This is a genomic window from Arthrobacter sp. NPDC056886 (genome assembly GCF_042788715.1).
Lineage (GTDB): Bacteria > Actinomycetota > Actinomycetes > Actinomycetales > Micrococcaceae > Arthrobacter.
Genome location: NZ_JBHUBT010000020.1, coordinates 1 through 14601 on the forward strand (window position 1 = coordinate 1; position 14601 = coordinate 14601).

Sequence of the window (14601 nt, forward strand, 5' to 3'; positions counted from 1 at the left end):
ACCCGGGAGGGTGTGGGAGAGTAGGTCACCGCCGGAACACCATTAACGGTCGAGGACCCCCAACCACAGGTTGGGGGTCCTCCCGCATTTAACCCCCAAACCACAAAACCGGACCCCCTCCGGCCAGGTTGGACGTCTGTGAACGGTTGGCGTAAACCACCAGGACGCCCCCCGCGCAGCCTTTTCGGCCGGGCCTTCGCCGCCCGCAGAAGCCGGCAACACCTCCGAGTACAGCGCCGCCGTCGAACCCCCAATAGGGGACGAAGTGATGCCGTGGGAACGGCTCCGAGGTAGGTGACCGAAAGAACCCCGCTCGGGTCGAGGACCCCCAACCACGTTGGGGGTCCTCCCGCATTTAGGCCCAAACAGGGCCTCGGCCGTCAGACACGCCTCGCCCGCCGCCGGCTGCGGACAGAAGCGGTGCAGGAGGTTGTGACACTTCCCACCGCGGGCCCTATTGAGGTGATGCCGTTAGCCGGGCGCGGGTTGCTCGCCTAGAATTGGGGGAGATGTACGGACTTCGAAGCGCTTGATTTCGGGTTGCGTAGGAAACGAAACACGGAACAGAGCGGCTGCGATTGCGCCAGTGGTCAGCTCTCAACAGGAGGAATCCCAGCATGGCTGAGCACAATGATGGCAACCGCGGCGGCAAGGCCCGCGACAACTCTGGCGGACGCAGTTCCGGTGGAGCCCCGTTCCGAGGCACGAGCAACTCGGGCGGCGATCCCCGCGGCTTCCGTTCCAGGGAAGACCGTGACCGTAAGCCGTATGGTGACCGCGCTCCGCGTGAGGGCGGTGGCGAGCGTAAGCCGTACAGCGGTGGTAGCGCCGGCGGTGAGCGTAAGCCGTATGGTGATCGTGCCCCGCGTGAAGGTGGCGGCCAGCGCAGCTTTGGTGGCGACAGCCGCCCGTCCTATGGTGACCGCAAACCCTACAGTGGTGGTGGCGAGCGTAAGGCGTATGGCGATCGCGCTCCGCGTGAGGGCGGGGATCAGCGTGGTTTCGGTGGCGCCGATCGCAAGCCGTACAGCGGTGGTGGCGAGCGTAAGCCGTATGGCGATCGTGCCCCGCGTGAAGGTGGCGGCCAGCGCAGCTTCGGTGGCGACAGCCGCCCGTCCTATGGTGACCGCAAGCCGTACAGCGGCGGCGGTGAGCGTAAGCCGTATGGTGAACGCGCTCCGCGTGAAGGCGGGGGTCAGCGCAGCTTCGGTGGCGAAAGCCGCCCGTCCTATGGTGACCGCAAACCCTACAGTGGTGGTGGCGAGCGTGAGCGTAAGCCGTATGGTGATCGTGCCCCGCGTGAAGGTGGCGGCCAGCGCAGCTTCGGTGGTGGCGACCGTGATCGCAAGCCGTACAGCGGCGGCGATAGCCGCCCGTCCTATGGTGACCGCAAGCCCTATGGTGACCGTGCCCCGCGTGAAGGTGGCGGTCAGCGCAGCTTCGGCGGTGGCGACCGTGACCGCAAGCCGTACAGCGGCGGCGAGAACCGCAAGCCGTTCGGCAACCGCGAGGAACGTCCGGCACGCAGCTTTGACCGTGGCGAAACAGGTCCGCGCCAGTACGGGCGGGACCGCCCGGAAGACCGTCCGGTGCGTGTGCCCAATGCCCGCGATCTCCGCAGCGCCAACCGTCCGGACCGGGAGCGCTCACCCCAGATCGACGAGGACGTCACAGGCAAGGAGCTTGACCGCGCCACCCAGCACCAGATCAAAACTCTCGAAGGCACCAGTGCCGAATGGGTGGCCCGCCACCTCGTCATGGCGGGTCGGCTTCTGGACGAAGAACCTGAGCTTGCCTTCCAGCACGCCCTGGCTGCCAGCCGCCGCGGCGGACGCCTTGCATCCGTCCGCGAAGCTGTCGGCCTGACGGCCTATGCAGCCGGCCACTATGGTGAAGCCCTTAGGGAATTCCGCACGTACCGCCGGATCAGCGGCTCCAACATGCACCTGCCGGTCATGGCCGACTGCGAGCGGGGCCTGGGCCGCCCGGACCGTGCTCTGGACATGGCCCGGTCCGAGGAAGCCAAGGATCTCGATGCCCCCGGCAAGGTGGAGCTGGCTATCGTGGCCGCCGGTGCCCGCACCGACCTCGAGCAGCTCGACGCAGCGGTTTCCGAGTTGGAAATCCCGCAGTTGGACATCAACCGCGCCTTTTCCTACAGCCCTCGGTTGTTCCGCGCCTACGCTGATGCGCTGACGGCAGCAGGCCGCGCTGCCGAAGCCGACAAGTGGCAACGCCAGGCCATCGTGGCCGAGAACGCTCTGGGCCTCGGGGAGGACGAGGAACCCGACATTATCGACCTCGGCTGGGACGAGGAAGAAGAAGCCCGCGAGGAGGCGCGGCTGCGCCGCCTCCGTGAGCAGGAGAACGCCGACGTGCACGCCGGAACCGAAGAGCGCGCCCCGCGTGCCGCCAGTGCTGCCGCCGCGGCAGAAGCCACCGGCACCGCAGCCGGAGCGGCCGGCACGAACGCGACCGACGACAACGCGATCGACAACAGCGCCGACGACGCCGAGGCCGACTACTTCGACTCCGACGACGCCGAGTCCGACCAGGATTCGGTCGAAGCCGACGTGCTCGATGACGCCGATGGAGAAGTTGACGTTGAAGCTGACGCTGAATCCGACGGGGAATCGACGGCTGAGGCGGAGCAGGAACTCGTCGACGACTCAGAGCCTGCCCAGCGTGAACGTGTGGAGGACTAGCCGCATGACGGATACCGCCCTGATCTCCACCTTTGATGCCCTGCTCTCCGACCTCGATGGCGTTGTGTATGCCGGCCCCCATGCCATTCCCGGGGCCGTCGAGTCGCTGCGCCGGCTGGCTGGTGTCGGCGTCGGGCTGGGTTACGTCACCAACAACGCCTCCCGTTCTCCGGCGCAGGTAGCTCAGCACCTGCGCGATCTCGGCGCCCCCGCCGAGGACCACCAGGTGGTGAGTTCCTCGCAGGCGGCGGCAGCGCTGCTCGCCTCGCTGCTGCCCGCCGGGGCACACGTGTTGATCACGGGCAGCGCCGCGCTGGCCCAGGAGATTGAGCTGGTTGGCCTGGTTCCCGTCCGCGGCGCGGAGGATGACCCCGTCGCCGTCGTCCAGGGCTTCAGCCCCGAGATTGGGTGGAAGGATCTCGCCGAGGCATCGTACGTCGTCGCCGGGGGCGCCCTCTGGGTGGCGACCAACACTGACTGGTCCATTCCCCAGGCGCGCGGCATTGCCCCCGGCAACGGGACGCTCGTGGCGGCCGTGGCGGCCGCGACCGGCAAGAGCCCGATCGTGGCGGGCAAACCTGAGGCGCCGCTGTTCCACACTGCCGCCAAACGGCTGGCCTCGGACCGGCCGCTGGTGGTCGGTGACCGGCTGGACACCGACATCCTGGGCGGCAACAACGCCGGATTCGCCACGGTGGCGGTGCTGACCGGAGTGGACACCAGGGAATCGATCCTCGCCGCAAAGTCGATGGAACGCCCTGATTTCCTCATCAATGACCTGACCGGCCTGTACGCGCCGTACCCCGCCGTGGAGCACGACGCCGGGCGGTTCAGCAGCGGCGCGGCCTCGGCGATCGTACGGGGGCAGTCCGTCCACATCAGCGGCGACCCCGCCGACCTCGATTCATGGCGTGCCGCCTGCTCGGCCTGGTGGGCCGCGAACCCCGAGACAACCAGCGCACTGGCTCCGGTCCTCGAGTGGCTCGATCACTAGGCTGGAGACATGACCGAGCTAAACCAGCAGCCAGACTTTGCGCTGAACCCTGCGTTAAACCAGGCCCCACGCCAGCTGCCAGTTGAGCCGGAGGCGCCGGACCTCGCGGCCGACGTCACCTGGCCGGACCTGCCGTCGCAGCAGCTTTCTGCGGAACCGGCCGGGCACGCGGCGCAAGGCCGGCAGACGCAAGGCCAGCAGGCACACGTCCAGGACCGGGCCGTCAGCGCTGTGCTGGACCGCCTCCCGGCCCTGCGGCAAACGCCCGTGTCCGAGCACGGGGAAGTCTATGCAGGCATGCACGACGCCCTGCTGGAGGCCCTGAACGAGGACGTGGCCAGCGCCGCCGGCGTGGCCCGCCGGATCCATACTGCGGGGGACGGGGGATCGTGAGCCGGCTGGACCAGGCGCTCGTCAGCCGGGGGCTCGCGAGGTCCCGGACACATGCCGCCCGGCTGATTTCCGAGGGCAAAGTCAGCTCCGGTGGCGAGGTCCTCGCCAAGGCATCCCTGCAGATCCCGGATGACGCCGAGCTGGACGTCACGGCCTCCGCCGAGGACGGCTACGTCAGCCGCGCCGGGCACAAGCTGGCCGGCGCGCTCGATGCCTTTCCCTCCGTCGACGTCGCGGGCAAACGGTGCCTCGACGCCGGCGCCTCAACCGGCGGGTTCACGGACGTACTGCTTCGCCGCGGAGCCGCCCACGTTGTGGCTGTGGACGTTGGGCACGGACAACTGGTGCCGGAAATCCGCAACGACTCCCGCGTTGCCGTGCACGAGGGCCTCAACGTCCGGTACATGACGCCCGAGGAAATCGGCGGGCTGGCCGCGTTGACGGTGGCGGACCTGTCCTTCATCTCGCTGACCCTTGTGGTGGCGCCACTCAGGGCCTGTACCGAGCCCGGCGGCGACCTCGTCCTCATGGTCAAACCACAATTCGAGATTGGCAAAGACCGGCTGGGACGCACCGGGGTGGTCACCTCCGAACGGGAACGCCGGATGGCCGTGGGCAAGGTGGCAGCTGCCGCCGCGGACGCGGGGCTCGAATTGAAAGGGCTCGCCCAAAGTCCGCTGCCCGGCCAGGACGGCAATGTCGAATACTTCCTGTGGATAAAACGCGCGATGTCGGAAGTCCCGCCTAAGATCGAGGAGCGGGACGCAGCCGTTGCTGCGTTGCTCGGAACAATCTGGCCGAACCACTAGTACCACCAGAAGGCGGAACCCGATGAGCAGGCGTGTCCTCATCCTTGCCCACACAGGGCGCGAGGAATCCCTCAAGGCTGCCTGGGAAGCGTGTGCCCTGCTGCATGAATCCGGGCTGGTCCCGGTGCTGCAGGAGAACGAACTCGATGACATGGTCCGCTTTTTCGGGCGGCTCGACCACCCCGTCGAGGTCCTCCACGACCACGTGAAGCTGCCCGAGGTGGAACTCGTCATGGTGCTGGGCGGGGACGGCACCATCCTCCGCGCTGCCGAGCTGGTCCGCGAAGTCGACGTGCCGCTGCTCGGAGTCAACCTCGGCCACGTGGGGTTCCTGGCCGAGAGCGAACGAGCAGACCTCGCCCAGACCGTCGAGTGGATTGCCAGCCGTGACTACACGGTGGAAGAGCGCATGACGATCGACGTCCAGGTCTGGGTCCGCGGACAGAAGATCTGGCACACGTGGGCCCTTAACGAAGCCGCGATCGAGAAAGCCAACCGGGAACGGATGCTGGAGGTGGTCACGGAAGTCGACGAACGCCCCCTGACCTCGTTCGGTTGCGACGGCGTTGTTTTGGCCACGCCCACCGGCTCCACGGCCTACGCGTTTTCCGCCGGCGGTCCTGTGGTGTGGCCCGAGGTCGAGGCCCTCCTGATCGTGCCGATCAGTGCCCATGCCCTCTTCGCGAAGCCGCTCGTGGTCTCGCCCCGGTCCAGGCTCGCGGTCGAGATCCTGAACCGGACCGACGCCCAGGGCGTCCTCTGGTGCGACGGCCGCCGCTCGGTGGATCTGCCGCCCGGCGCGCGCGTCGAAGTGACCCGCTCCGCGACGCCCGTGCGGCTGGCCAGGCTGCGCCAGACCCCCTTCTCCGGCAGGCTGGTGCGCAAGTTCGAGCTCCCGATCCAGGGCTGGCGCGGCCCCATGCCGCAGGCCGAGGCGATCCATACCGGACCCATCCCGATCATCCGCACGCCCCGTCCCATGCCACCGCTGCCCTCGCCGCGCCACGCGGAACCCGGTGACGCCCCCGATCCCTCGCCAGATCCCTCAACCGAGAAGTGAACCATGCTTGAAGAACTGCGTATCCGCGACCTCGGCGTCATCACCGACGCCATCCTGCCGCTGGGCCCGGGCCTCAGCGTGGTGACCGGTGAAACCGGTGCCGGCAAGACCATGGTGGTCACCGCCGTCGGACTGCTCCTCGGTGCCAGATCCGACGCCGGCGCCGTCCGCAGCGGCGCGAAGAGCGCCTCCGCGGAGGCCGTGCTGAAGCTCGACGCCGGGCACGCCGCCGTCGCGCGGTCCCGCGAGGCCGGGGCGGAAGTTGAGGAGTTCGACGGCGGTGTGGAGCTGCTGCTTGCCCGCAGCGTCGGTGCCGACGGCCGCAGCCGGGCGTACCTGGGCGGACGTGCCGCGCCGGTCGGCGTGCTGGCCGAAATCGGCGAAACCCTCGTGGTGGTGCACGGGCAGTCGGACCAGATCCGGCTCAAGAGCCAGGTGGCGCAGCGCGGCGCCCTGGACAAATTCGCCAGCGAGAGCTTCGCGGGCACGCTTGCCGCCTACCAGGACCTCTATGCCCACTGGCATGCCAGCCAGGGCGAGCTGGACGCCCTGCGCAGTGCCGCCCGTGAACGCCTCCGCGAGGCCGAGTCGCTGCAGGCAGCCCTGGCCGAGATCGACGCCGTGGACCCGCAGCCGGCGGAGGACGATGCCCTCAAGGCCGAGGCCGTGAAACTGGCCAACGTGGAGGAACTGCGGATCGCCGCCAGCGCAGCCCACCAGGCGCTCATCGCCGAGGACTTCGGCGAAGAAGCCGACGCCACCACCCTGGTGGACGCCGCCAAGCGCACCTTGGAGCACGTGGCCGAACACGACGAGGAGCTGGGCGGAGCCGCGGCGCGCCTTGCCGAGGTCGGCTTCCTGCTCAACGACATCGCCGCGGAGCTCGCCAGCTACCAGGCCGCCCTGGACACGGAGGGCCCGGAGCGGCTCGCCGAGATCGAGGACCGCCGGGCCGCGCTGGCCAAGCTGGTCCGCAAGTACGCGCCGACCATCGACGAGGTGCTGGTCTGGGCCGAGGCCGCCCGGGCCCGGCACGAGGAACTGCAGGACGACTCCACCCGGATCGAATCGCTGGACGCCGAGGTGGCCCGGGCCGAAGCCGAGCTCCGGAAGAAGGCCGCCGCGATCAGCAAGGCGCGCACAAAGGCCGCCAAGGACCTCTCCGCGCGGGTCAGCGCCGAGCTGAAGGCGCTGGCCATGGCCGATGCCACGCTGGTCATCAACGTGGAGTCCGCAGCCCAGCTGGGGCCATTCGGGGCCGATGAGATCTCATTCCTGCTGCAGCCTCATTCCGGCGCGCCGGCCCGGCCGCTGGGCAAGGGCGCCTCGGGCGGTGAACTCTCCCGGGTGATGCTCGCCATCGAGGTGGTGCTGGCCGCCGTCGATCCTGTCCCGACGTTCGTTTTCGACGAAGTCGACGCCGGCGTGGGCGGCCGCGCCGCCGTCGAGATCGGGCGTCGGCTGGCGATGCTGGCCCAGCACGTTCAGGTCCTCGTCGTGACCCACCTGCCGCAGGTGGCCGCGTTCGCGAACCAGCACATCAGGGTCACCAAGACCTCCGTGCGAGGCGCCGACGGTGCTACCGCCACGGGCTTCACTTCCAGCGACGTGCAGCTGCTGGACGAGTCAGAGCGCGTCCGCGAGCTGGCCCGCATGCTGGCGGGCCAGGAGGACTCGGAATCAGCCCAGGCGCACGCCCAGGAGCTGCTCGACGACGCCAAACTCCTGCCGCAAATCTGAGCAGGCCCGCGGGGACGTCCGCAAGGATTCCCGCACGGACCGCTGCTAGGACAACAATCACATCGGAATCCCGCCAAGGAGCCCGTGGAAGGCCGAATTGATGATAAGCTCAAACCCCGTGGTGCAGCGATCAAACTCTCGTGTAAATTCCCGGTTTCCGGGCTCGTCCAAGACGACCAAACACATCTTCGTCACCGGTGGTGTAGCGTCCTCGCTCGGTAAGGGACTGACGGCTTCGAGCCTCGGCCACCTCCTGCGGGCACGCGGTCTGTCTGTAACAATGCAAAAGCTCGATCCTTATCTGAACGTGGATCCGGGCACGATGAACCCCTTCCAGCACGGCGAAGTCTTCGTCACTGACGACGGCGCCGAAACGGACCTGGACATCGGCCACTATGAGCGCTTCCTCGATGAAAACCTCGAAGGATCGGCCAACGTCACAACCGGCCAGGTCTACTCGACCGTCATCGCCAAGGAACGCCGCGGCGAATACCTCGGCGACACCGTCCAGGTCATCCCGCACATCACCGATGAGATTAAGCGGCGCATGCGGCTTCCCGCCGAGGGCAAGAACGCCCCGGACGTCATCATCACCGAGATCGGCGGCACGGTGGGCGACATCGAGTCCCAGCCGTTCCTGGAATCCGCCCGCCAGGTCCGCCAGGACATCGGCCGCGGAAATGTCTTCTTCCTCCACGTATCCCTGGTGCCGTACATCGGCCCGTCGCAGGAGCTCAAGACCAAGCCGACTCAGCACTCCGTTGCCGCCCTGCGCTCCATCGGCATCCAGCCGGAGGCAATCGTGATCCGGTCGGACCGCGAAGTCCCGCAGCCGATGCGCGACAAGATCGGCCGCATGTGCGACGTCGACATCGACGCCGTGATCGGCTGCCCGGACGCACCGAGCATCTACGACATCCCGAAGACCCTGCACTCCCAGGGCCTGGACTCGTACATCGTCCGCGCCCTGGACCTGCCGTTCAAGGATGTGGACTGGACCAGCTGGGACAAGCTGCTCGACGCCGTCCACAACCCGAAGCACGAAGTTGAAATCGCGCTCGTGGGCAAGTACATCGATCTGCCAGACGCCTACCTGTCCGTCACCGAAGCCCTGCGAGCCGGCGGCTTTGCCAACGACACCAAGGTCAAGATCCGCTGGGTCCCCTCGGACGAATGCGAAACCCGCGAGGGCGCCGTGCAGTCCCTGGCCGGCGTCGACGCCATCTGTGTCCCGGGCGGCTTCGGCATCCGCGGCCTCGAAGGCAAGCTTGGCGCACTGAAGTACGCCCGTGAAACCAAGCTCCCGGTCCTGGGCCTGTGCCTGGGCCTGCAGTGCATGGTGATCGAGTATGCCCGCAACGTGGTCGGCCTCGAGGGAGCATCCTCCTCCGAGTTCGAGCCGGACTCCAAGTACCCCGTCATCGCCACGATGGAGGAGCAGTTGGACATCGTCGACGGCAAGGGCGACCTCGGCGGCACCATGCGCCTGGGCCTGTACGAAGCCAAGCTTGACGAAGGCTCCGTCGTCGCCGAGACCTACGGCGCCACCAAGGTCAGCGAACGGCACCGCCACCGCTACGAAGTCAACAACAAGTACCGCGATCAGATTGCCGCCAAGGGCCTTTCGTTCTCTGGAACATCGCCCGATGGCAAGCTGGTCGAGTTCGTGGAACTTCCCCGCGAAGTCCACCCGTACTACGTAGCCACGCAGGCGCACCCCGAGCTCAGCTCGCGGCCCACGCGCCCGCACCCGCTGTTCGCCGGCCTGATCGAGGCCGCCTTGGGGCACCAGCGGGCGGCCGACGCCGCGCCCTCTGCAAGTCTCAGCGCCAACGCAAAGGCCGATACCCCGGCTGCTGCGCCCAAGCCCTCGTCGGCAGCAGCATCCAAGTAATTTCCAACTGAATCAAAGGACGGCGCGATGCCCGGTATGTCTGAGACCCCCAATGCTGCACGGCAGGTTTCGGATGAGCCGAGCCCGCGCCGTCTTTTGTCTTCCCGGAAGGTTTACGAGGGCAGGATCTGGGACGTCGTCAGCGACAGTTTCCAGCTCAACGACGACGGCGACACCCTGGTCCGGGACTACATCGACCATCCCGGCGCGGTTGCCGTTCTCCCCATGAACGACGCCGGCGACATCCTGCTGCTCCGGCAATACCGGCACCCCGTCGGCATGGACCTCTGGGAGATCCCCGCCGGGCTGCTGGACGTCGAGGGGGAGGACTTCGTCATCGGCGCCGCCCGTGAACTGGCAGAGGAAGCGGACCTCGTGGCGGACCGCTGGAACGTGCTGGCAGACTTCTTCAACTCCCCGGGATCCTCCAGCGAAGCTATCCGCATCTACCTGGCCCGCGGCCTGAGTGAGGTGCCGGGACACGAGCGGCACGTTCGCACCGACGAGGAAGCCGAGATCGAACTGCACTGGACGCCGCTGGACGAGGCCGTGCAGGCGGTGCTTGACGGCCGCCTGCACAACCCATCCGCCGTCGTCGGCGTGCTGGCCGCCGCCGCCGCCCGCGCCGACAACTTCGAACGCCTCCGCCCGGCCGACGCGCCCTGGCCCGCCCATCCCAGCCAGCGCCAATGACCGATGCGCTGACTGCTGAACCTGCGGCCCCTGCTGAGCCTGCGGCCCCAGAACGCCCGCCCGCCCGGCCGCTCACAGCCATAGACCGCGCAATAACTGACTACCTGCAGCACATGGGCGTGGAACGCGGGCTTGCGGCCAACACCCTCTCCGCCTACCGCCGGGACCTGGCCCGCTACGCCAGGCACCTCGCCCACACGGGCCGGGAGCGCCCCGCCGAGATCACCCGGCACGACGTCACCGGCTTCGTCCAGGCCCTCTCCGACGGGTCCGATGGCGGCTCCGCCCTGGGCATCCGCTCGGCGGCTCGGACGGTGGTGGCCGTGCGCGGACTCCACAAGTTCTGGGCCCTCGAAGGCGTCACGCCCACCGACCCTGCCAGCGACGTCCATCCGCCCATGCCGGGCAAACGGCTGCCCAAGGCCATCAGCGTGGACGAGGTCACCCGGATCCTCGAGGCGGCCGGTACGGACACAGCAACCGGCCTGCGCGACCGCGCGCTGCTCGAGTTCCTCTATTCCACCGGGGCCCGCATCAGCGAAGCGGTGGGCCTGGACGTCGACGACATCTCCCTGCACACGCCCGATCAGGCCGGCGAAGGCGCCGGGCCGGCGATCGTCCGACTGTTCGGCAAGGGCTCCAAGGAACGCCTCGTCCCGCTCGGCTCCTACGGGGCACGTGCCCTCGACGCCTATCTCGTCCGCGGCCGGCCCCTGCTGGCCGCCAAGGGCAAGGGCACCCCTGCCCTGTTCCTCAACGCCCGCGGCGGCAGGATCAGCCGGCAAAGCGCCTGGACCATTTTGAAGGCGGCAGCGGACAAGGCCAACATCACCAAAGACGTTTCCCCGCACACCCTGCGGCACTCCTTCGCCACCCACCTGCTTGAGGGCGGCGCCGATGTCCGGGTGGTCCAGGAACTGCTGGGGCACGCCTCGGTAACCACCACGCAGGTCTACACCCAGGTGACGGCCGATACGCTGCGGGAGATCTACGCCGCCGCGCACCCGCGCGCCCTAGGCTAAGCCGCTCTCAGATCAGGGCAGGTGAAAGCGATCGTGAGCGTAGCGTCGACAACATCGAGGCCTCTTGGACGGATGGCGTAGGAACTTCCCTCGTCTGGAGACCTCGGACCCGCAACCCCCGCGCCGACCCGCAACCCCCTCGCCGACCCCTAACCCCGCGCCGACCCCTAACCCCCTCGCCGACCCCTAACCCCCTCGCCGGTCACGATCGTGTCGACGTGATCCATGTCTGATCCTCCTCGCGGGCGGGGTTTTAGAACGTGCTCTCAGACGGTACCGCTCGAGCAGGTACTGCGGGTCGGTCGCGGCGCTCTACCTTGACTCCTTGTCGGGCGCCGGAGCCATAATCGAGCTGGGCACCAGAGCGGTGCCGCAGAGACGAGCCGACGGATGGCGCCGCCCGAGCAGAGGAGTCCTCGAATGACGAAGTACCTGATCTCGTTCCCCGGTGAGGCCATGGTGTTTCCCCAGGAGGACTTCGAGGCGGTGGTCGAAGCCTCGCATGCCGTCATCGATGAGGCCAAGGCGGCGGGCGTGTACGTCTTCGGCGGCGGGATCGATGAGGACGTAGACCCGGTGCTCGTGGCCGGTGACGGCACCGTCACCGAGGGCACGCACCCAGGCCACAAGGTGCCCAACGGCGGCTACACCGTTCTCGAGCTGCCCTCGCGGGAGGCGGCACTTGAGTGGGCCGCGAAGATCGCCGTCGCTTGCCGCTGCTCGCAAGAGGTCCGGCAGTTCCAGCATGATCCGGCCAGCTGACAAGGGCCACGTCAGCCAGAGTCGGTCGTACGTCCCGGGCCCATGGTGAAAGGCGTGCAGCAGCGCATTTGGCCGCGTGACCTCGACCGACGGCGCTATGAAGTCAGGGCCGGCGTCGCGCTGCACCGCGGCCGGTTCGCCAAAAATTGTCACTGCCTCGTGATTTGCTTGGGGTATGGAAAGCAGCGCGGCGTGGAGTGCGGCAAGCAGGGCGGCCGTGGAGGCTGTCGCCGCTTCCGCTGCCAGGCTCGCCGCTTTCACGAGCGCCAGCGCCGCGGCGGAAAGCGGTGGTCCGTCCGGAGCCAATCTGCCCGCGTCTGATCTTTGGCGGGACGCCGATCCGCTGCGAAGCCTGGCGGACGGTTACCTGGACGGGCTCGCCGAGGTCGCCCGGCTCGAGGCCCGGACCGCGGCGGCCAAGGTGAGGCTGGCCGCCGGCTACGCGCAGGCAACCGGTGCCCTGGTGCCGCCGGCGGCTTCCGCGCAGGACCGCACCGCGTTTGGGCTGGCGCTGGTCGCCGAGGTCGCCTGTGTCCTGACCGTCAGCGAGCGGACCGCCGGCGCCCTCTTGGCCGAGTCCCGGGCATTGACCACGCCGCTGCCGCTGACCCTGGCCGCCCTGCAGGCCGGGACGATCTCCTGGCAGCACGCCCGGATCATCGTCGACGAAACCGCCGGCCTGGACCCTGCCGGAGCGGGGCCAAACCGCGGAACGGACGCTTCCTCAGCGACTTCGGGCAGGAATGGTCCAGCGTATCCAGTTGTAGGTTCCACGCGCTGAACAATGATGTCTCGCAAAAGGCCAGCGACTCACGCCGCAGCAGGCCATGGACAAAGAATTCGCCGGCAAGGGGACTCCAGTCGAACTGCGGCCAATGCTTGTGGGCTATTGTCCGGCAGCCAGATAGCGTCGGTAGCCCGCGGCAGCTATAGGGTTGAGCACATGAAGCTCACGCCAGTCACTCTCTGCTTCCCGCTCCGTGACGCGGAGACCGGCACTGAGGTGCTGCTGGGCCTGAAGAGGACCGGTTTCGGCATCGGGAAGATCGTGGGTATCGGCGGCCACGTGGAACCGGGGGAGAGCGACGCCGAGGCCGTGGTGCGCGAAGTCTGGGAAGAGGCCGGCATCGTGGTGCTCCAAGAGGACCTGGCCCACGCCGGCCTCGTCGAGTTCATCTTCCCCGCCCGGCCCCAGTGGAACATGTCGTGCCGGCTCTTCACCACCCGGCGGTGGGACGGCGAACCTGCCGAGAGCCCGGAAATCACGCCCGAGTGGTTCGACTCAGCGTCGTTGCCGCTGGAGCGGATGTGGCAGGATGCGGCGCACTGGCTGCCCCCGGCCCTGGCAGGCGGAAGGATCGACGTCGTCGTGGTCCTCAACGAGGACAACGAGACCGTCGCGTCGGTCCGGTATCCCACCACGCAGCGGTGAACGGGGCTTCCGCGCCGCCGATTTCCGCGACTCGAAATCGTGTTGCGGACAATGCCGCGGCCTGACCGGTAGCCTAGGGTTCGAACGTCGCGCCGCGGCGATCTACGCATTTCCATCGCACACCTGCGAGCGGCACACGGGCCATTTTTGGGGGCAAGGCATGGACTCTAACAATCACGACCTTCCGGGCGGGGATCGCTGGGACGACGGGCCGTCCAAGGACGTCGGGGCACGCCGGCGCTGGCCGTGGGCGGCCGCCGTCGTTGCCCTCGCCGTGGCGGCCGTCGCTGGCGGCGTTGCCGTGGCCGGAAACATGGGGTCCGCTGACCGGACTCCGGCGGCTGACTCGACGGCCGCAGTAACGACACCGACAGCGTCCACTGCCGTTACGGCGACGCCGTCGCCGGACGTTGCAACGTCGGCGCCCGTGTCGCCGTCGTCGTCCGCATCGGCCGCTCCGGCAACCCCGTCACCGTCCACCGGGGCCTGGCTGACCTTCACCAGCGCCGATTCGAAGGTCAGTTTCGACTACCCGGCCGCCTGGCGTGTCACCGACGTCTCCGGGGGTTCCGGTGGAGTTGATGTTGACGTTGCGAATGAATCTGCTGTGGTGGTGGCGTCCCTGCACTTCGGCCCGTCCGGTGGGATTGGCGGCGCGTGCCAGGGCGCCGTTCCCTACACGGTGCTTGATTCGGCCGAAGTGGATCTCCCGCACCAGCCCGCCAAGGGCTCTGTCACGCCGAAGTTTGCCTTCCGGGCACTCCAGGAAAAGGACCGCGTCACGGCGTCCTACGGGCTAACCGATACCCCTGCCGGTCAGAACGGCACCACCTGCATGTTCTACAACGTAGTCACCGGACCGCCCGAGTCACCGCTATTCTCCTTCGCCGACGCTTTCCTGGTCCGGGCAGGGGGCTCGGAGGATGATCCCACGCACAAGGGAGCCAAGACGTTCCCCTCGCTGGACGCAGCCCGGGCCTACATGCAGACCCCGGAGTACGTGAACGCGAAACGCATGATTACCTCGCTGAAGATCAACGAGGGCTAGCAGGCTACGCACCGGCAGCAGAAAGCGCGGGCCGGCCACCTTTCAAAGG

13 protein-coding genes are annotated in these 14601 nt (G+C 68.1%); all 13 read left to right on the forward strand.

Annotation, left to right across the window (positions count from 1 at the left end; translation table 11 throughout):
* Positions 1-617 precede the first annotated feature (617 nt).
* The 13 genes from ACFRJ8_RS22460 (at position 618) to ACFRJ8_RS22520 (ending at position 14552) form a co-directional block, all read left to right on the forward strand.
* Positions 618-2705 carry a hypothetical protein gene (locus ACFRJ8_RS22460; RefSeq protein WP_377988576.1) on the forward strand — a complete coding sequence of 696 codons (2088 nt, stop codon included), beginning with the start codon at positions 618-620 and terminating at the stop codon, positions 2703-2705.
* 4 nt (positions 2706-2709) lie between these two features.
* Positions 2710-3699 (forward strand): HAD-IIA family hydrolase, encoded by a 990-nt coding sequence (locus ACFRJ8_RS22465; protein WP_377988577.1) that lies wholly within the window; start codon positions 2710-2712, stop codon positions 3697-3699.
* 9 nt (positions 3700-3708) lie between these two features.
* Positions 3709-4092, forward strand: coding sequence for a hypothetical protein (locus ACFRJ8_RS22470; RefSeq protein ID WP_377988578.1), 384 nt, complete (start codon positions 3709-3711; stop codon positions 4090-4092).
* Positions 4089-4901, forward strand: coding sequence for a TlyA family RNA methyltransferase (locus ACFRJ8_RS22475; protein WP_377988579.1), 813 nt, complete (start codon positions 4089-4091; stop codon positions 4899-4901). Before ACFRJ8_RS22470 ends, ACFRJ8_RS22475 begins: the two co-directional genes overlap by 4 nt.
* Positions 4902-4923: 22 nt before the next feature.
* Positions 4924-5961, forward strand: coding sequence for an NAD kinase (locus tag ACFRJ8_RS22480; RefSeq protein ID WP_377988580.1), 1038 nt, complete (start codon positions 4924-4926; stop codon positions 5959-5961).
* A gap of 3 nt (positions 5962-5964) precedes the next feature.
* Complete coding sequence (gene recN, locus ACFRJ8_RS22485) at positions 5965-7701, forward strand: DNA repair protein RecN (protein WP_377988581.1); 1737 nt, start codon at positions 5965-5967, stop codon at positions 7699-7701.
* Between the two features lie 100 nt (positions 7702-7801).
* Positions 7802-9595 (forward strand): CTP synthase, encoded by a 1794-nt coding sequence (locus ACFRJ8_RS22490; protein WP_377988582.1) that lies wholly within the window; start codon positions 7802-7804, stop codon positions 9593-9595.
* Positions 9596-9622: 27 nt separating this feature from the next.
* Positions 9623-10288, forward strand: coding sequence for an NUDIX domain-containing protein (locus tag ACFRJ8_RS22495; RefSeq protein WP_377988583.1), 666 nt, complete (start codon positions 9623-9625; stop codon positions 10286-10288).
* Positions 10285-11310, forward strand: a complete 1026-nt coding sequence (gene xerD / locus ACFRJ8_RS22500; protein WP_377988584.1) for a site-specific tyrosine recombinase XerD — start codon at positions 10285-10287, stop codon at positions 11308-11310. The genes ACFRJ8_RS22495 and xerD overlap by 4 nt, the downstream gene beginning before the upstream one ends.
* 420 nt (positions 11311-11730) lie before the next feature.
* On the forward strand, positions 11731-12072 hold the full coding sequence (locus ACFRJ8_RS22505) for a YciI family protein (protein ID WP_377988585.1): 342 nt from the start codon (positions 11731-11733) through the stop codon (positions 12070-12072).
* A 217-nt stretch (positions 12073-12289) separates the two neighbouring features.
* Positions 12290-12853: a hypothetical protein gene (locus ACFRJ8_RS22510; protein WP_377988586.1), complete on the forward strand. Its 564-nt coding sequence runs from the start codon at positions 12290-12292 to the stop codon at positions 12851-12853.
* A 162-nt stretch (positions 12854-13015) separates the two neighbouring features.
* Positions 13016-13504 (forward strand): 8-oxo-dGTP diphosphatase, encoded by a 489-nt coding sequence (locus ACFRJ8_RS22515; protein ID WP_377988587.1) that lies wholly within the window; start codon positions 13016-13018, stop codon positions 13502-13504.
* Between the two features lie 160 nt (positions 13505-13664).
* Entirely contained in the window at positions 13665-14552 is an 888-nt protein-coding gene (locus ACFRJ8_RS22520; RefSeq protein ID WP_377988588.1) for a hypothetical protein, read from the forward strand.
* The last annotated feature ends 49 nt before the right edge of the window (positions 14553-14601 follow it).

Excerpts from the sequence above, each read along its gene's own strand:
- ACFRJ8_RS22460 (WP_377988576.1), top strand. The coding sequence starts at position 618 with ATGGCTGAGCACAATGATGGCAACCGCGGCGGCAAGGCCCGCGACAAC.
- ACFRJ8_RS22465 (WP_377988577.1), top strand. The coding sequence starts at position 2,710 with ATGACGGATACCGCCCTGATCTCCACCTTTGATGCCCTGCTCTCCGAC.
- ACFRJ8_RS22470 (WP_377988578.1), top strand. The coding sequence starts at position 3,709 with ATGACCGAGCTAAACCAGCAGCCAGACTTTGCGCTGAACCCTGCGTTA.
- ACFRJ8_RS22480 (WP_377988580.1), top strand. The coding sequence starts at position 4,924 with ATGAGCAGGCGTGTCCTCATCCTTGCCCACACAGGGCGCGAGGAATCC.
- recN (WP_377988581.1), top strand. The coding sequence starts at position 5,965 with ATGCTTGAAGAACTGCGTATCCGCGACCTCGGCGTCATCACCGACGCC.
- ACFRJ8_RS22490 (WP_377988582.1), top strand. The coding sequence starts at position 7,802 with ATGATAAGCTCAAACCCCGTGGTGCAGCGATCAAACTCTCGTGTAAAT.
- ACFRJ8_RS22495 (WP_377988583.1), top strand. The coding sequence starts at position 9,623 with ATGCCCGGTATGTCTGAGACCCCCAATGCTGCACGGCAGGTTTCGGAT.
- xerD (WP_377988584.1), top strand. The coding sequence starts at position 10,285 with ATGACCGATGCGCTGACTGCTGAACCTGCGGCCCCTGCTGAGCCTGCG.
- ACFRJ8_RS22505 (WP_377988585.1), top strand. The coding sequence starts at position 11,731 with ATGACGAAGTACCTGATCTCGTTCCCCGGTGAGGCCATGGTGTTTCCC.
- ACFRJ8_RS22515 (WP_377988587.1), top strand. The coding sequence starts at position 13,016 with ATGAAGCTCACGCCAGTCACTCTCTGCTTCCCGCTCCGTGACGCGGAG.
- ACFRJ8_RS22520 (WP_377988588.1), top strand. The coding sequence starts at position 13,665 with ATGGACTCTAACAATCACGACCTTCCGGGCGGGGATCGCTGGGACGAC.